This window comes from Proteinivorax tanatarense (assembly GCF_040267685.1).
In the GTDB taxonomy this organism is placed as follows: domain Bacteria; phylum Bacillota; class Proteinivoracia; order Proteinivoracales; family Proteinivoracaceae; genus Proteinivorax; species Proteinivorax tanatarense.
This window is the reverse complement of sequence record NZ_CP158367.1, coordinates 1073606-1090475: the sequence shown is the minus strand read 5'-3', so window position 1 is coordinate 1090475 and position 16870 is coordinate 1073606. Positions and strand designations below refer to the sequence as shown.

The 16870-nt window shown below is 33.4% G+C and carries 16 protein-coding genes and 1 riboswitch; of the genes, 3 read left to right on the top strand and 13 right to left on the bottom strand.

Annotation, left to right across the window (positions count from 1 at the left end):
• Positions 1-14: 14 nt before the first annotated feature.
• A riboswitch (cobalamin riboswitch) is annotated at positions 15-198 on the bottom strand.
• Positions 199-268: 70 nt separating this feature from the next.
• The gene (locus PRVXT_RS05300; RefSeq protein WP_350344627.1) at positions 269-1627 is read right to left on the bottom strand and encodes an MATE family efflux transporter; all 1359 of its coding nucleotides are present in this window, start codon (positions 1625-1627) and stop codon (positions 269-271) included.
• A 91-nt stretch (positions 1628-1718) separates the two neighbouring features.
• Here PRVXT_RS05300 and PRVXT_RS05295 point away from each other — a divergent pair, with 91 nt between their 5' ends.
• On the top strand, positions 1719-2525 hold the full coding sequence (locus PRVXT_RS05295) for a MerR family transcriptional regulator (protein WP_350344626.1): 807 nt from the start codon (positions 1719-1721) through the stop codon (positions 2523-2525).
• A 126-nt stretch (positions 2526-2651) separates the two neighbouring features.
• On the opposite strand, the gene PRVXT_RS05290 is transcribed toward PRVXT_RS05295, so the two are convergent.
• The 5 genes from PRVXT_RS05290 to hypB form a co-directional block, all read right to left on the bottom strand.
• Positions 2652-3377 (bottom strand): GTP pyrophosphokinase, encoded by a 726-nt coding sequence (locus PRVXT_RS05290; RefSeq protein ID WP_434064309.1) that lies wholly within the window; start codon positions 3375-3377, stop codon positions 2652-2654.
• 212 nt (positions 3378-3589) lie between these two features.
• Positions 3590-4885 (bottom strand): HAMP domain-containing sensor histidine kinase, encoded by a 1296-nt coding sequence (locus PRVXT_RS05285; RefSeq protein ID WP_350344624.1) that lies wholly within the window; start codon positions 4883-4885, stop codon positions 3590-3592.
• Positions 4882-5556 carry a response regulator transcription factor gene (locus PRVXT_RS05280; protein ID WP_350344623.1) on the bottom strand — a complete coding sequence of 225 codons (675 nt, stop codon included), beginning with the start codon at positions 5554-5556 and terminating at the stop codon, positions 4882-4884. Before PRVXT_RS05280 ends, PRVXT_RS05285 begins: the two co-directional genes overlap by 4 nt.
• A gap of 321 nt (positions 5557-5877) precedes the next feature.
• Positions 5878-6861, bottom strand: a complete 984-nt coding sequence (locus PRVXT_RS05275; protein WP_350344622.1) for an NADH:flavin oxidoreductase — start codon at positions 6859-6861, stop codon at positions 5878-5880.
• A 200-nt stretch (positions 6862-7061) separates the two neighbouring features.
• Positions 7062-7730, bottom strand: coding sequence for a hydrogenase nickel incorporation protein HypB (gene hypB / locus PRVXT_RS05270; protein WP_350344621.1), 669 nt, complete (start codon positions 7728-7730; stop codon positions 7062-7064).
• Positions 7731-8052: 322 nt separating this feature from the next.
• Here hypB and PRVXT_RS05265 point away from each other — a divergent pair, with 322 nt between their 5' ends.
• On the top strand, positions 8053-8220 hold the full coding sequence (locus tag PRVXT_RS05265; protein ID WP_350344620.1) for an anti sigma factor C-terminal domain-containing protein: 168 nt from the start codon (positions 8053-8055) through the stop codon (positions 8218-8220).
• Positions 8221-8332: 112 nt separating this feature from the next.
• Here PRVXT_RS05265 and PRVXT_RS05260 read toward each other — a convergent pair whose 3' ends face one another.
• From PRVXT_RS05260 to PRVXT_RS05250, 3 genes are read right to left on the bottom strand one after another with little or no spacing between them, the layout of a single operon-like run.
• Positions 8333-8674: a hydrogenase maturation nickel metallochaperone HypA gene (locus tag PRVXT_RS05260; protein ID WP_350344619.1), complete on the bottom strand. Its 342-nt coding sequence runs from the start codon at positions 8672-8674 to the stop codon at positions 8333-8335.
• 22 nt (positions 8675-8696) lie between these two features.
• On the bottom strand, positions 8697-11396 hold the full coding sequence (locus PRVXT_RS05255; protein ID WP_350344618.1) for an FAD-dependent oxidoreductase: 2700 nt from the start codon (positions 11394-11396) through the stop codon (positions 8697-8699).
• Between the two features lie 21 nt (positions 11397-11417).
• Entirely contained in the window at positions 11418-12266 is an 849-nt protein-coding gene (locus PRVXT_RS05250; protein ID WP_350344617.1) for a hypothetical protein, read from the bottom strand.
• Positions 12267-12535: 269 nt separating this feature from the next.
• Here PRVXT_RS05250 and PRVXT_RS05245 point away from each other — a divergent pair, with 269 nt between their 5' ends.
• Positions 12536-13177, top strand: a complete 642-nt coding sequence (locus PRVXT_RS05245; RefSeq protein WP_350344616.1) for a TetR/AcrR family transcriptional regulator — start codon at positions 12536-12538, stop codon at positions 13175-13177.
• Between the two features lie 88 nt (positions 13178-13265).
• On the opposite strand, the gene PRVXT_RS05240 is transcribed toward PRVXT_RS05245, so the two are convergent.
• The 4 genes from PRVXT_RS05240 to PRVXT_RS05225 all read right to left on the bottom strand — a co-directional run bounded on the left by PRVXT_RS05240 (position 13266) and on the right by PRVXT_RS05225 (position 16799).
• Positions 13266-15041: an aminopeptidase P family protein gene (locus tag PRVXT_RS05240; protein ID WP_350344615.1), complete on the bottom strand. Its 1776-nt coding sequence runs from the start codon at positions 15039-15041 to the stop codon at positions 13266-13268.
• A 195-nt stretch (positions 15042-15236) separates the two neighbouring features.
• Positions 15237-15566 (bottom strand): HD-GYP domain-containing protein, encoded by a 330-nt coding sequence (locus PRVXT_RS05235; protein ID WP_350344614.1) that lies wholly within the window; start codon positions 15564-15566, stop codon positions 15237-15239.
• The gene (locus PRVXT_RS05230; RefSeq protein WP_350344613.1) at positions 15563-16153 is read right to left on the bottom strand and encodes an HD-GYP domain-containing protein; all 591 of its coding nucleotides are present in this window, start codon (positions 16151-16153) and stop codon (positions 15563-15565) included. Before PRVXT_RS05230 ends, PRVXT_RS05235 begins: the two co-directional genes overlap by 4 nt.
• Positions 16154-16406: 253 nt before the next feature.
• Positions 16407-16799, bottom strand: a complete 393-nt coding sequence (locus PRVXT_RS05225) for an OsmC family protein (protein WP_350344612.1) — start codon at positions 16797-16799, stop codon at positions 16407-16409.
• Positions 16800-16870 lie beyond the last annotated feature (71 nt).

Sequence of the window (16870 nt, the reverse complement as noted above, 5' to 3'; positions counted from 1 at the left end):
CCGAAGGAATAGTCTAAGATAAAATATTTAAGGCAGGTCTCCTGACTTATAGATCACCTATTTACAACGGCCTTCCCAGCTCTTGCCAGTGGCGTATTGCTGTAAATATCACTAATTACAGTAGCGGGGGCTGTAACGGACTTGCACCGTTTTCCCTTTTAATTCAAGATTAATTGAACCTTAAATATTTGCTATTTATAGTAAAATTTAGACATATTTCTTATATTATGATACTTCTTTAACTAAATATTGTCAATAATATTTACCTTTATACCCTATAGGCAGTTGCCGTTGATTTGTTCTTTTTGGTCACTTTATCTTTCTTTTGGTATCTCCAAAATATTGTTCCAGCTAATAACAACGTCAAACTCTCGTACAATAACGGAGACATCCAAATTCCTACCTCTCCTAAAAAGGCTGGCATAATGATAAGTGATAAAGCTACAACTATATAACCCCTAGATAAGGAAATTATCATAGCTTTTTTGGTTTTTCTTAAAGCAGTAAAGTATCCAGATAAGATTATGTTAAAACTACACAGTAAAAAGCCAAAGCTAAATTTTTCTAACCCAACAGCAGATAAAGTAAACACTTCTATTTCTCCTGTATCTATAAAAAGTGAGACTAACTGCTCTGTTAAAAACTGTGAAGATAAAAAGAATAATGCAGAAAAAACCATCCCGGTTTTTAAAGCCAGAGAAAGTAGCTTTGATATCTTTTCAGTTTCATTTTTACCATTAAAATAACTGATTAAAGGCTGAATACCCTGGTTTATTCCTATCATGGTCATAATAACCAAGTTATTTAAATACATTATAACCCCAAAAGCTGCTAATCCTTCGGCCCCTATAACTCTACTTATACTAAAATTAAAAATAAATATCGTAAAACCTGCAGAAAGCTCTGTAAGCGATTCCGGTCCCCCTATTATAAAAATATCCTTTATACAACTCCAATTTATTTCCGGTTTAATAAATTTTAGACGAGAATTCCCCCATAAAAAATAGCTCAAAAAAATCATAAAAGAAATTAACTGCGAAGCTCCAGTTGCAATTGCTGCACCTTTAACACCAAAATCTAAGCGAATTACTAACAGGTAATCTAAAAAAATATTAACTATCGCGGCAATTATAACTACCACAATAGATAAAAAAGGAAATCCGTCAGCTTTAACAAGGACTTCTAAGGAGTATGCCACCATAAAAAACGTGCTAAAAATAGTTATTATTTTTAAATAATCCATAACTAGGGGTAAGGTCTCTTCAGTAGCACCTAAAAATAGCGCTACCTCTTCTAAAAATAATAATGTAAATAAGGTTATAGTTACACCTAGCAAAGATAGTATTATAAAGTTTAAGGTGAAGATATTGTTACTATAGTGGTCTTTGCCTTTGCCAAAATAGTAAGTTATTAGTGTAGAAGAACCAACTGCAACTAACAATGCAACAGCAAAAATTGTATTTATAAATGGCATTGATAAATTAACAGCTGCTAAAGCCTGTGATCCTACTCCTCTACCTACAAATATTCCATCTATCATCGTGTAGATTGAAAAAAACCACATCGCCGATATAGATGGTACTGCATACTTTAAAAATAGTTTAAATAAATTTTCTTCTTTTTTCATTGCTATATCCTCCCGGTTAATATTAAAATAGTGACATATAACACTATAAACCTTAGTATTATGCCAAGGTCAAGGAAAAGGAAGGATAAAAATGAAAAAGACATATAACATAGGTGAAATAGCAGAATTGTACAACATAGGGCCAGACTCTCTACGATATTATGAAAAAAAAGGTCTAATATCTCCAGCTAGAAGCGATAATGGCTATAGAGTATATACCCTTAATGACATATGGAAGCTCAACATAATTAAAGATCTGCGCAAATTGAATTTTTCTACAAATCAAATAAAAAACTACTTAAAAACGAGAGACATAAGAAGTACTATTAATTTAATGGAAACGAAGATTGATATTATAGAACAGGAAATTGAACCATTATTAAAAGTAAAAAAAGCCCTTCAAAAGAAAGTAGGTCATTTAAAAGAATTTACCAAACTCCAAAAAGAAGAGCAAATTGAAATTAAAAACATCAATAGCCGCAAAATTCTGTTTATAGACGAAAATATTTCCACCGACTACGAAGTAGACTTAGCCTTTAGAAAGTTGGAAGGTTTAAATGATAAAAAGCTATTCCTGTTTGGAAATAAAGATATGGGTGTTCTAATCTCCCAAGAGGGAATGAAAAGCAAAGATTATACCTTATATGAAAAAGCTTTTTTTATTGTGGAAAAAGATGAAGATATTTATAACGCAATTTTACCTGCAGGAAAATACCTTTCCATTACATATAGAGGAGATTATAGTAAAAGTCAAAAATTATTTAGCACAGCATTAAATTATATATCTGAACAAGGATATAAGACTACTGGTCAAGCAATGGAAATCTATCGTTTAGACATCCACGGCACTGAAAAAAAAGAAGAGTTTATAACCGAGATTCAAATACCATTAAAGTAAAATCAAAATGGACATTTTACCAGCAGGCAGTAGCCTACAATAAACAAGGGGGGCGAAGTTATTTAAACTTCGCCCCCTATAGTAACATTAACCCTTACCCCCAATATTTAATTAAAGAAATCAGCCCTAGTACATATGGAAAGTTAACCCTTTCCCAATATAGTTAGTTAGATTTAAGTTGCTTAATTGTTGTGATTTTTTCAACTGATTAGTTTCTTTGTGGATTACTTCCATTTTTTTATCTAATTCATAAACTGTGTTAGCTGCTTCCTTAAGCTCATTTAAAAGTCTTTCTGGAACATCTTTTTTATATTTGTAATAAATTTTATGCTCTAAACTAGCCCAGAAATCCATAGCAATCGTTCTTATCTGCAATTCTACAAATGTTTGCTCTACTCGATCAGACATAAAAACTGGAACCTTTAAAATCAAATGTAAGCTTTTATAACCATTTGGCTTAGGATTTTTAATATAATCCTTTGCTTCGATAATTTTTATATCATCTTGTTTTTCCAACATTTCCTTTAGCTTATAAATATCCGAAATAAATGAACAAGTTATTCTTATCCCTGCAATATCTTGTATGTTCTCTTGAATAGATAGCAATGAAAGATCATAACCTTTTCTCTGAACTTTATTTATTATGCTTTCAGGAGTTTTAAGCCGAGACTTAACATGCTCAATAGGGTTATAATCATGAATATACTGAAACTCCTGCATCAATATATCGATTTTGGTATTTACCTTTTCTAATGCAAATTTATAAGACATCATAAATCTAGTTAACTCATCTTTTTTCAACTCTATTTCTTTAACATCAAAATTATATTGTTTAGCTTCCAACTTAACCACTCCTTTGATTCTAATTCTATTTTAAAACATCAACATGAACTCATTATGAATTATTGATAAAATAATTTTTTTCTATAAATTTATTGCCGTGGAAATTTTTAATTGCTATTAACAATTTATATTATAAAGAACTAATATGAACTTATTGTGAACTACAGGAATAAAATAAAAAAATCTTAGGAACATATATTTATGATTCCTAAGATTTTAAACTATTCTAACGGCAGTTCAACTACAAAGGTTGTACCTTTTTTTAATTCACTTTCAACTCTAACTTCACCATCATATAAATCAATAATTCTTTTGACCAAAGGAAGACCTAACCCATTTCCTTCTGAAGAATGTGCTTTATCTCCTTGATAAAATTTCTCAAAAATTCTATTTTTCGTTTCTTTATCCATCCCAACACCGTAGTCAGTTACTTTAACCCTAACTGAACTATCTATTTTTTCCAGCGATACTTTAACAGCGGAACCGCAATTAGAAAACTTGATAGCATTACCAAGTAAGTTTATCCAAACATGTTGAAGAATCTCTTCGTCTCCTAGAAATTCAACTTTTTCTAAAGTTATGTCAAATTCTATATCTTTCTTATTCCATTCATGTTCCAGAACAAGAATGCTTTTTCTAATTTGTTCATCTAAAGAAAATAAAACTCTTTTTTCAACAATTTCTTGGTTTTCTAATTTAGAAAGCTTTAAAATATTTGAGGAAAGATTAGAAAGCCTAGCTGTTTCTTCAACAATTATACCTGTATACTCTTTTTTTTGCTCTTGCGTCAGATCCCCTTGCTGTAATAGCTTTGCAAAGCCTTGGATAGAAGCAATTGGCGCCTTAAACTCATGGGAAACATTATTTATAAAATCTTTACGCAAACATTCTATTTGCTTTAGCTCTCTAGTCATTTTATTAAAATTTTTTGTTAGTTGCCCAACCTCATCGTTGCTTTCATTTTTAACTTGAATATCAAAATTACCCTTAGCAACTTCTTGAGTCGCATTAGTCAACCTAAGAACAGGTTTAACTACTCTATTGGCCAATAAACTTATTAAAATAGCTCCAATACCAACATAAAGTAGCGTAGATAGCCATGTTCTAGATGCAGTAATTTTAAATATCGTATTATGGTGATATAAGCTTATCTCTATATATTTGTCATTTACCTTAAAAATTGTAATAGGGTCATGAAACATAGTTGGGTGGATAAATGCAATTTCGTCATTTTGAATTTTTTCTAACTGTTCAGGACTTGTTTGCTTCTCTAGCTCAAATTTATCTATTATGCTGATATCATACATATATGTGGGCATCGACTCTACTATATCAGCAACTTCTATATCTGTTTTTTCATTTAAAGCAATTATCGAAACAGCTATTTCTTGTTGATTCTGTCTAATTTCTTTTTCAATATCACTGGTGTAAAGGGTGGTTACCACAAAAGATAAAAGAGAGGAAATACAAATAACTATAATAAAGAATACCGACAGCTTTATAGCAATATTTTTCATTTATTTACCTCTACCTTATAACCTAATCCCCTAACAGTTATTATATCGAACTCAGAATAGCCAGCAAACTTCTCTCTTAATCTTTTTACATGTACATCAACTGTGCGTTCATCTGCTTTTGATTCAAACCCCCAAATCTCATCCATGAGTTGCTGTCTAGTAAAAATTTGCTTTGGATAGCTCAAAAGTTTAAACAAAAGATAAAACTCTTTTTTAGGCAACAGCAAAGATTGCTCATTCTTTGTAACTGTTAACGTTCTATAGTTTAATGTTACATCTCCTATAGTTAACTTATAATCATCTCTAATTCTAGACCGTCGCAACAGGGCCGCTACCCGCAGCACCATCTCATCCATATCTATAGGCTTAACCATATAATCATCAGTCCCTACTAAAAATCCCTTCTTTTTATCATAAGAGGTCTCTTTTGCTGTAACCATTAAAATAGGTAAGTTATAATCTGATTTTCTAAGCTCTTCCGTTAAAGTATAACCATCCATATTGGGCATCATTATATCACTTATTATTAAATCCAGTTTATGCTTATCCAGTATTTCTAGTGCTGCAACACCATCTTTTGCAGTAAAAACATTATAACCTTGTTGCTTTAAAACTGTTTCCATAAGTCTCTGAAGATTTTTATCATCCTCCACCACCAGAATATTTATCATATTTTACCCTCCTTTTACTCCACGTTAAAAATTAGACTTTTACTAAAAAATCTCTATAACACTTAAAGAATCAATTTTTTTAAGAAGAAGTAAAAATAACTCATTTTTTTCAGATACACCAGCTATTGTTTCCATTTTAAAAAGTGAATATGAACTAAATATGAACTGTCAATAATTTTGAATAGGTTTATCTTTAGACAAATTATACTACCGTACAAAAAATACTCACAAAAAGAAGCTGTTCAGATTTAAAACAGCCCCTTTAACCTGTCACAGTATGCACTTTACAAAATCCGGTTTAACGCACAAAGCTCAACATTATTAGCTTAGCTTTGTAATTGCGTGCTCTGCCCATTTTGAGTCTTTGTATATAGCTCTACCAACTCCAATTAAGTCAGCTTTGTTCTCTTTCAATAATCTATCTGCCGCTTCGACTTCAGTTATTCCTCCTGTTAGCACAACTGGCACCGATACTTCTTGCTTGATTTTTTCAGTCAAAGGTGCAAAAAAGCCCTGTCCGGTTAACCCCTCTATATTATAGCCGTTTAATCCTCCAGAAATATCTATAACATCAACTCCTGCTTTTTCAAATTCTTTTGCCGCGAATTTGCTATCTTCAATATCTACTCCACCTTCTTCAAAATCCGAAACCCCCAACCTTATTTGAACATGAAAATCTTCGCCTACAACTTTGCGCACCTCTTTAATAACTTCTAAGTGTATTTTTATTCTGTTGCTTAGTTTACCCCCATATTTATCTTGTCGTTTATTAGTTATAGGAGAAAAAAACTGATTTAAAAGGTACCCGTGAGCAGAATGAATTTGTACGCCATCAAAACCAGCTTTTTTTGCTCTAGATGCCCCATCGGCAAAATCTTTAATAACATCAGCTACTTCTTGTTCCGATAGCTGATGAATACCTTTATCCAAAAAACTACTATTAGATGGAGCTACCGGAGTTCCTCCGATAACCTCCTCTTTCGCTTTTCCACCAGCATGGCTTATCTGCGCTACAGATTTGCAGCCATTTTTACGAATAATATCAGCTATTTTTTTCAACCCTTCGATATCTCTATCTTCCGCTATAGACAGCTGTCTTTCGCTAGCCTTTCCCTTTGAGTTGACAAAAGCATGTTCTGTTACAATCAATCCAATATAACCACCTGCAGTTTTTTCATCATAATAATTTAAAATTTCATCAGTAACCAACCCATTGTCATCAGCTTTAGCAGTAGCCATAGGTGGATAAACTAATCGATTGTGTAGCAGTAACGTTCCAACTTCTAATGGAGTTAGCAAATTCATCTTTGTTCAGCCTCCTTTAATATAGTAAATAAAAATAACTTCTCTTTTTATTATATTTTATATTTTTCGAATATGCAAAGTGTTGCCATCCTTGTGTTATAATTCCAAATAAAGTGAAACTTTTATATAAGGGTACAGCCAGTTTAATTCGATAAAAAACATGCTGAGGGATACACATCCTCAGCATGTTTTAAGCATTTTTAAGCATTCCACTGATTTATATTGTCTTTTAACCAATTTGCCCATTTATCAATACCCTGTCCTGTTTTTGCAGAAATTTCAAATACCACAATGTTAGGATTCATTTCCGTTACTTTCTTTTTAACTGCTTCTATATCAAAGTCAAAAAACTCCATAGTATCAATCTTGTTAATTATAAGTACATCCACATTAGCAAACATCTTTGGATATTTAAGCGGCTTGTCATCCCCTTCTGGCACGCTTAGTATCATTGCATTTTTAACCGCTCCTAAATCATAAGAAGCTGGGCAAACTAAATTCCCTATATTTTCTATGATAACAAAATCTAAATCCTTGCTTCCTATGCTATCTAAGCCATCACGAGAAATTATAGCGTCAATATGACACATGCCAGCAGTTTGTAGCTGAATAGCCTTCGCTCCCGCCTGATGAACCTTTTCAGCATCTACATAAGAATCTATATCCGCTTCAATTACTCCAACTTCCATCTTATCCTTAAGTGCCTCAATAGTTCTTATAACAGTGGTTGTCTTACCCGATCCAGGAGAGGACATTAAGTTTAATAAAAAAGTTTTCTCTTCTTTTAACTTTTTTCTCACCTTATCCGCTTCTTCATTATTATTTTCATATATACTCTTTTCTACTTTAATTACTTTATAATCTTCCATATACTTTATCCCCCTAGTAACTTTATATTTTTTTGTATTAAACGTGCTATGATTACCGCCTTGCCCCGTCGACACTTACTGCTAACCACCTCCACGTTAAGCTTGAATCTATCTACTTAATTTTTTCACTTCTTTTTTTTAGTCTATATGATGGTGGTAAAAGTGTCAATATTCACTTGCTTTTAATTTGGTATAAAATAGCAAAATTCCTATAATCCATATTCAAATTAATTGTATATTCTAATATAATTGTCTTTAAATGGTGTGTAACCTTTTTGACTTTGTTTCGTTTATATAGTGAAGGGAGAGAGTTTCTTATAAAGTGGAGTATTATCAACAAGCTTTAGACTATGTTGATGAAAATGGCATGAATGTTTTTGGTGTACTAGTACATGGCGAGGTTGAAGATATCTTAGAGCTAGTGGAAGATACCGATTTGATTTCACTGAAAATTGATCAAGTGTTGCCGTTATCGCCACATCTATATTAGCTATAACAGTAAGAGAAGTCCGTTACTATAATGGACTTCTCTTACGTTTTCTGTATTCTATAGCACTTGGTTAATACTACATCTCCCTAATTCAATGTTTAGTATTAAAACTTCAACACGCTATAATCTCTTTTACCATAAACTCTTTTCCTGATAGCAACTCTATATTTTCGCTACTACAATTAGGACAACTATTGCCACCATCTGTGAGTTTAAAAACTTCATTACACTCTTTACAAAGAATATTAGCCGGCAAAATCTCTATCTCCAACTTTGTATTCTCTAATAAAGTTCCGTCCACTGCAGCTGGATAGCATGCTTCAACATACCTGGGAATCATTGATGATAACTCTCCAATTTGAAGTACCAACGTATCTATTTGGGTTAAGTTATTATCCTTTGCAAAATTTTCAACAGTTTTTACCACTTCTATTACAACACCTAGTTCATGCAAGTTTACCACCTCAAAAAATTGTTTAGTTATCCTTGCTAGAGAAAACTCCAGTCACAAACTTGTTGACCTTTCTAGCAGTAATTTTTCCTTTACGCTTAATCACTTGTTTAACAACTAAAGGTTTAAGCTTTTCTAGCTCCACATTTTCTTCATCATATTTTCTGACAAGGCCAATTGCATCAAACTTACATCTGGTTGTACATGCGCCACATCCTAAGCACATATATTCGTCTACTGTGGTAACACCACACCCTAAACAACGTTCAGATTCTTTTTTAACCTGTTCTTCTGTAAATGTAGAACGCAAATCATCAAATGATTTTTTGGCTTTAGCTGCATCAACATGCTCTGTTCTTTGTCTTGGCGTACGGTCATAACCATCTATGATTAAGTCTTCTTTGTTAAATGAGTAAAACTCCCTTCTATCTCTACCTATAACTAAACTCTGTCCTGGGTGAACAAAGCGATGTATCGAAATTGCCGCTTCTTTCCCCATTGAAATTGCATCGATAGCAAAACTAGGACCAGTCATAGAGTCACCACCTGCAAATACATCAGGCTCATCTGTTTGAAGTGTAAAAGAGTCTGCCTTTATAGTTTGATTTGCGTTTAGGTTCGCTTTACTGTTCTCCAGTATACTGCCCCAATCCATAGCCTGACCAACTGAAATCAACACATTATCTGCTTTAACAATTTTTGTTTTGTTTTCATCGAATACTGGGTTAAAATTCCCGCTACTATCGATAACTGAAATGCATTTTTTAAACTCCACGCCAACTACACGACCATTCTCGGTAACAATACGCTTAGGTCCCCAAGAGTTGCTAATTTCGATACCTTCACAAATAGCTTCATCTATTTCTTCTTTAAGTGCTGGCATTTGCTCACGATCTTCAAGACAGAACATATCAACCTTCGATGCCCCAATTCTAGTAGCAGTCCTAGCAACATCAATTGCAACGTTACCGCCACCTATGACAACGGTATTACCGGTTAGTTTTAAATCTTCTCCTAAATTAACCTTACGTAAAAAGTCAATGCCTGTAAGCACTCCTTTTGCATCTTCACCTTCAAGGCCTATCTTTCTTCCTAGCTGAGCACCAATAGCTACATAAAAGGCTTCATACCCTTCACTCCTTAATTCTTGAAGACTCACGTCTTTACCAACTTCTACACCAGTTTTAAAAGTAACACCAAGTTCACGTAAAATATCAATTTCAGCGTTAATCACTTTTTTTCCCAGTCTATAAGACGGAATCCCTAGTGTCAACATACCGCCAAGCATCTTTTCTTTTTCAAATACCGTAACTTCATATCCATCAACAGCTAAGTAATAAGCACAAGAAAGTCCTGATGGTCCAGCTCCCACAACAGCAATCTTTTTATCATATTGATTTTTGACTTTTGGTACAAAACGACTATCTGATTTTAACTCTTGTTCGGCGATAAACTTTTTAATATCATCAATAGCTACTGGGTCGTCTACATCTCCTCGAGTACAATCTGATTCACATTTTTTTGGACAAATTCGACCACATACTGCTGGGAAAGGATTTTCATGTTTTATAAGCTCTAAAGCTTCTAAATAATTACCTTGAGCAGCTAGTTTGATATAGCCTTGTACAGAAATATGAGCTGGGCAATTAGTTTTACATGGGCTTGTTCCAGTTTCCACAACATTTTCTTTATTTATGCGATAGTCTTCATTCCACTTCTCTGGACCCCACTCTGAGTTAGAAGGCAACTCCTCTCTTTCTTTGAGTTCCACAGGATTTTTGCTGCATAGCTTTTGTCCTAGCTTCAATGCATTGACAGGGCAAACTTCAGCACATTCACCACAAGCGACACATTTTTCTTCATCCACTTGTGAAATATAATTGGAGCGAACAAAGTCGCTATGCAAAAACATCCCGGCATTTCTAATAGCTAAGCATGAGCATCCACAACAGTTGCATATAGCATGGGTCTCACCAACACCATCTAAGTTTGGTATACTATGCATCAAACCATTTTCTTCCGCCTTTTTGATTATTTCAAATGCTTCATCCCGGCTAATTTCCCGACCTCTACCTGTACGTATATAATACTCAGCGGCTTTACCCAGCTGAATACACATCTCTTCTTTTAAATGGCCACATCCTTCCCCCATAACTTCTCTTGCTGTACGACAAGAACAGTCGGAAACAGAAAAGACGGTGTTATCATTTAAATATTTAGAAACTTCCTCATATGATGCTCTTCTAGTTTCCCCTTCGATGGATGTTTCGATAGGAATTACTCGCATAGGACCCTTTCCTATTGGAAAGTTTCCTACAGCTAGTGGAGCTCTTGCCCTTCCATACTCTTCAAAGGCACGTCCTATCTGAGGATATTTCTTAACTATCTCTTTATTATTTACCATCAGTTCCATATGTCCCGGAACCCACAGTTCAATCCAGTATTTATCAACACCGTCAACCTTTTCTACAAATACGACGCCATACTCTGCAAGCTGCCATAAAATTTCTGCTGTCTCCTTTTCGCTTTTGCCACATTGCTTAGCTACTTCGGATGCAGTTTGAGGTTTGCGCAATTCTAGGCAAAGGGCAACATCCGCCATCTCTTCTGTAACAACAGGTTCCAAAATCTTATATTCTGGACGATCTGGAGTAATCTCTCCTTTTGAACCCCTCTTAGTTCTACTAATTTTATTTGCTAAGTCTAACACTCTTTCTTTTGCCATTTATATTCCCCCACTTCTTAATTAAGCTATGATTTTTTGTTTAGAGCTAATTTTTAAACCAAAACTTTCATCTGCATTACCAGACCGTAATTGTTGTATATGCCAAATAAGGTATGGAACTGCCATAATTAAATTAATTATTCCCCACCATTTTAGCACCTCGGTATTAAACCAAGAAGACGCATCCATGGTTGCTGGAAAAATATCATAAGCTGCTCTTAATAGCAAATGAGTGGCCAAAGTATATACCCTAGCATGGACATATAACTCAGGCTTTTTCTTTAGAATGGGATAGAAAAAAGCTACCAACAGTATGGTCAATGAACCAGCAAAGTACATTGGACTTTCTGAATACACAAAACAGGCGTTCCAAGTTGTATATAAAAAGGCCCAAGCAATCGTAGTATAAGCTATTAATACCGCATTTTCTTTTTTTCTAAATCTCCAATATTTAGTCGCATAAGGTATGGTTGCACAAAGAATCAAACCAACAGCTGCATTAAAATAATTTCCTAACTCTATATCCTGAATTGTAGCTTCTATAATATTTAAAAACATTATTGCATAAAAGAACCATAGGAACTTAGCATTCTTTAATATATTCCAAACAAAACCTTTTTTATCATCTACATAAGCTATTCTGGTGTAACCTAATATTATGATAGGGACAAAAATACTGAGATACTTCATCCACCTAAACCAGCCCTCTATGTTTTGCAACCAAAGAGGAGATGAAAGTAAAACTAGTACATAGAAATACGTTGCCAGCTTGTAGTTTTTCCTAAAAAGTTCAACTATTACATATAACACTAAAGCATAAATAGCCATCGCACTAAAGTGCTTAAATAACGAAACCTCCAACTTTTTCACGCTCCTTTGTTTTGATAATTCTAAAATTTTTAACTAAAAAAAATAACTTAAGCCTAAAGATTGCCCACCTCCTAGTAAAAATTTTAAAATAAAATGAATCAATGTTCATTTGTGAAAATTATAACTTTACTTTGTCCCTTTGTCAATGGTTTTATCTGATTTCTCAATAATGAATATATGTTCATTCTAATTATATTCATAATCTTGTGCTTAATTCTAGAATATGATAAGATAGTTTAATCAAGGATATATAAAAGGAGATTAATTTCATGGCAAGACTTTGCCTTACCGAAGCTGAAAAGGAACAAAAAAAACGCCATATTATGGACAGTTCAGTAGAACTCATGGCTACACAAGGATATGAACACACAACTATGCAGCAAATCTCTAAAAAGTCCGGTGTTGCCATAGGCACTTTATACCTTTATTTCAATAATAAACTTGAAATATATACTGCTCTTTTTGAAGAGGCGCTTGATCTACTAGAAAGTACTCTTAATGTTGCTTCATCTATTCCTGCTACAGATACTAAGGCAAGAATATGTCTTTTATTACAATCTTATATTCATTTTTATCAACACCACAACCATCAATATCGTATTCTATTTAGCGGATTTTTTGGAAAAAATGCTAAGGCAAATGAAAATGTCTATTTAAAAAATAGAATTATCAAAATCCTAAAGCAACTAGAGAAACCTATTATAAAAGGTGTTGAAGAAGGCATTATAAAACCTTGTGACACCTTCGAGTTAGTTATTTCCCTTTGGGCTATGTTTGATGGAGTTTTGATGTTACCACAAAAAACAAACATTACTTCATTAGGAGATCAATTCCAAAACTATTACACTTACGGAATTGAAATAATTCTTAATGGCATCTTAATAAAAGATGAATCAAAACAAAAAGAATAATTTGCGTATAAAAAATCCTCCTTAGACCTGCAGGTCTAAGGAGGATTTTGTTAGCTTTCGCATCTGCTTTTCTTTTTTTTTAAAATGTTTATATAGCGCTGGTTTCCTCTTTCAGCCACTTTTTAACATCTTCTTCTAAATAAGGAGATAGTTTATCATAAACCATTTTATGGTAGTTGTTGTACCATAAAATCTCTTCGCTTGTTAGCATATCCTTGTTAATAGGTAATTTAGATATTAGACATAAAGAGATGGTTTCAAAAGTCATAAACTGTCCAAACTCTGTTTTTTCAGCCTTTTTAGCGACAACGGTGTTTTCTATCCTTATCCCATGGCTGTTTTCTCGATAAACTCCCGGCTCTACTGTTGTAACCATATTTTCCTCTAACTTAACATGGGACGCTGAGCTAAAACCTTGCGGCCCTTCATGAACATTTAAAAAGTATCCTATACCATGTCCGGTACCACATTTGTAATCTATGCCTTGTTCCCACATAGCTTGTCTAGCTAAAACATCCAAATTACTTCCAGTTGCTCCATACAAAAACTGAGCTTTGCATAGTGCTATATGACCTTTTACCACTAATGTGTAATCCCTTTTTTGCTGCTCCGACAAAATCCCTATGGGCACTGTTCTTGTTATATCTGTGGTGCCATCTAAATACTGACCTCCCGAGTCAATAAGGTAAAACCCGTCGCCTTCTAGGGTATAATCACTATCTTTAGTTGCTTGATAATGCATCATAGCTGCATGCTCTGCAAAAGCTGATATAGAATCAAAGCTTGATCCTTCAAAGTAGTCTTGCTCTGCCCTAAACTCCCTAAGCTTTTGTGCCGCACTTATTTCGGTAACATTTTTGTTAGCAACATTTTGATCTAACCAATGCAAAAAGTTAACCATGGCTACTCCATCTCTTATTTGACAATTTCTTAGGTTTTTAATTTCTACATCATTTTTTATCGCTTTTAGTATGGTAGTGATATTAGTACCTTTTTGAATTTCACATAACTTCTCCACTTCATTATAAATTTTAAAATTGATTCTATTGTAATCTAGATAAACCTTTGATCCCTTAGGCAGCTTGCTTAAATACTCAAAGAAATATTCATAATCATAAACTAACACACCTTGCTCTTTTAAATAATCATCTGCTTCACTTGTAAGACTATCTTTATTTATAAACAAAACCGCATCTTTGCCAGTTATAACAGCATAAGCCATAGCAACTGGATTATTGGGTATATCACTGCTTCTTATATTAAACAGCCAAGCTATATCATCTAGGCTAGATATTATCGTTGAATCCACAAGCTTTTTATCCATATCATCCCTAACATCGCTAATCTTTTGTTGGGCGGACTTGCCACAATATTTTATGTCATGAAGAAAGATCTCGTTAAATATAATCTTTGGTCTGTCCTCCCAAACTTGTTCTAAAAAATCGCAACCACCATCTAGGGTAAAATTGGTTCCCTTTAGTTTTTCTTTTATATCATCAATGCGCTTCTGAGAAAAAAGTTCACCATTAAATCCAATAGTACTGCCGCATTCTATATTCTCCTTAAGCCAATCACCTACAGATAAAACTTTATCCTTGCCCATTTTAAAAACCTTTACCTCAGTATCTGCTAGCTGTTCTTCCGCCTGGATATGGTATCTGCCATCTACCCATATACCACTCTCATTTAAGGTTACTACCATAGTAGCTTGAGAGCCGGTAAAGCCTGATAGCCATTTAAGACTATTAAAGCAGTCGCTTACATACTCACTTTGATGGGGATCGCTAATAGTAGTCATGTAGACTGGGATTTTATTTTTTTTCATTGACTCCCGTAGTTTGCATAACTTTTCATCTGTTTTCATCTTAATATATCTCCTTTGTTATTTAATTTAGATACTTAAGTTTTATACTCAGTTAAACATTTTACAAAATCACCTTATCTGTATAAATTCAATAATTTAATTCACTTTCCTGCTTTTGCATTATTATTAAAACAAACAAAAAATATTGCTATAGTTTAAAACCATAGCAATATTTTTAACAAAATAAACCTTTTTCTATTTCCGATTTCTTCCTTGCTTTATAAGAACTTTATCAATAAATAAGTCTACTAAACATGAATCATATTTAACTCCCCTAAGCTCTTTTAATTCATCAATTGCTTCTTTTTTGCTTTTCCCTTTTTTATAAATTCTATCTGTGGTCATTGCATCATAACTATCACAGATAGCTATAATTTTACCTTCTTGCGATATTTCTCTATCTGTCAGTCCATAGGGATACCCGCTTCCATCAATTCGTTCGTGGTGCTGGCACGCAATATCAAAAACAGGTTTACCAAAACACGAAACAATAAAACTTTTAGCTTGAACAACATGGCCTTTCATAATTTCAAACTCATGTTTTGAAGGGATGAGTGTTTGTTTAGTATGGCATCATCTATGTATATTTTTCCAACATCATGATATTTGGCTGCATGAAGTATATTCCTGAGTTTTTGACCTGTATAGCCAAGCTCTAAAGCTAGCATCCTAGCTAATTTATATACCCTGTCACAATGATGGCTAGTATAATCATCCTTTGCCTGTATTTTATCCAGTGTTTCATTTAGCTCTTTAAAATATTGGTTACTTTTTTCATAGCTATTATCATATATAGCATGTACTAAAACTTTAACATCGGTTTTGGGATAAATGTTAAAAGGCTCACTGTTATAATCAAGAATTATCATGTCACCTTTTGAGTAGTAGCGCCCTGTATCAAAGTTATAGAGCTCTCCTTCAAGTATATAGTAGGTTTTAACACTATTTTCATTTTCTGTAGGTATTCTAAAAAATCCACTATTCCCTTTGCGAAAAAAGTAAACGTTAGTTTCCATTATATCGTTTTTATACTTATTAATTAGCTTTATTTTCCCGTTGTCTGATGAGTGATTATAGATGTCTCGCTCTATAACTTTTCCATTATAGACCATTATAACCACCTCCTCTTTTCGACAATTTTCTTACTATAATTTTATTGTAGCATTGAGGAATTTGTGTGTCTATGTTTTTTTAGTTTTAAAGACTCAATAACTGGAAGTTTTGTTCTCCTTAGTTGGTCGATTGCAAAACTCTACAATACAGGATATATAATTCAAAGATATTTATTTTTCCTTAGTGACATATAACTACCCAGTTTTATATGTCACTAAGCTGTATAAAGTTTATCCTTGCACTAAAATATTATCACTTTGTATTAATATTAAAGTTAGGAGGCGTTTCTATGTGCTTCTTAACAGCACATAAATTCATCGCCTTCACTATAGCCTTTTCATATTTTGGGGGAAATTTTTCAGGTAATGTTAAGTTAAGGTTTATCTCCTCAATTAAGCCAGTTTCAAAGTTCTTTTCAAAACCCAACTCTAATTTCAAACCTTTTGTACTAATTCCTTTATTTTGACAAAAGTTTAAAGCATACACCCCAGAACAGGTAACAATAGAAGTCAAAAATAGGTCAAAGGGAGATGGATCTGTTTCTTCTCCTCCTGATGCAACAGGTTGATCAGTCTCAACCGTAAACCCCTTAACATTAGCTTCTGTTTTTTTGCCACCTGGAAAATTAACTTCTATAAAAGCCATAAAATCACTCCTCAGTATTAGTATTAAATTCTATACAACTCAATTATACCCCCTTAGGGTATAAAATGTAA

What these genes read in the sequence shown, in the direction of transcription:
- PRVXT_RS05275 (WP_350344622.1), bottom strand. Translation starts at nt 6,861, where the DNA reads ATGAATTTGCTAACTCCATTAGAAGTTGGAACGTTACTGCTACACAAT.
- PRVXT_RS05280 (WP_350344623.1), bottom strand. Translation starts at nt 5,556, where the DNA reads ATGATAAATATTCTGGTGGTGGAGGATGATAAAAATCTTCAGAGACTT.
- PRVXT_RS05225 (WP_350344612.1), bottom strand. Translation starts at nt 16,799, where the DNA reads ATGGCTTTTATAGAAGTTAATTTTCCAGGTGGCAAAAAAACAGAAGCT.
- PRVXT_RS05255 (WP_350344618.1), bottom strand. Translation starts at nt 11,396, where the DNA reads ATGGCAAAAGAAAGAGTGTTAGACTTAGCAAATAAAATTAGTAGAACT.
- PRVXT_RS05285 (WP_350344624.1), bottom strand. Translation starts at nt 4,885, where the DNA reads ATGAAAAATATTGCTATAAAGCTGTCGGTATTCTTTATTATAGTTATT.
- PRVXT_RS05300 (WP_350344627.1), bottom strand. Translation starts at nt 1,627, where the DNA reads ATGAAAAAAGAAGAAAATTTATTTAAACTATTTTTAAAGTATGCAGTA.
- PRVXT_RS05230 (WP_350344613.1), bottom strand. Translation starts at nt 16,153, where the DNA reads ATGGTCTATAATGGAAAAGTTATAGAGCGAGACATCTATAATCACTCA.
- PRVXT_RS05295 (WP_350344626.1), top strand. Translation starts at nt 1,719, where the DNA reads ATGAAAAAGACATATAACATAGGTGAAATAGCAGAATTGTACAACATA.
- hypB (WP_350344621.1), bottom strand. Translation starts at nt 7,730, where the DNA reads ATGGAAGATTATAAAGTAATTAAAGTAGAAAAGAGTATATATGAAAAT.
- PRVXT_RS05240 (WP_350344615.1), bottom strand. Translation starts at nt 15,041, where the DNA reads ATGAAAACAGATGAAAAGTTATGCAAACTACGGGAGTCAATGAAAAAA.
- PRVXT_RS05245 (WP_350344616.1), top strand. Translation starts at nt 12,536, where the DNA reads ATGGCAAGACTTTGCCTTACCGAAGCTGAAAAGGAACAAAAAAAACGC.
- PRVXT_RS05235 (WP_350344614.1), bottom strand. Translation starts at nt 15,566, where the DNA reads ATGAAAGGCCATGTTGTTCAAGCTAAAAGTTTTATTGTTTCGTGTTTT.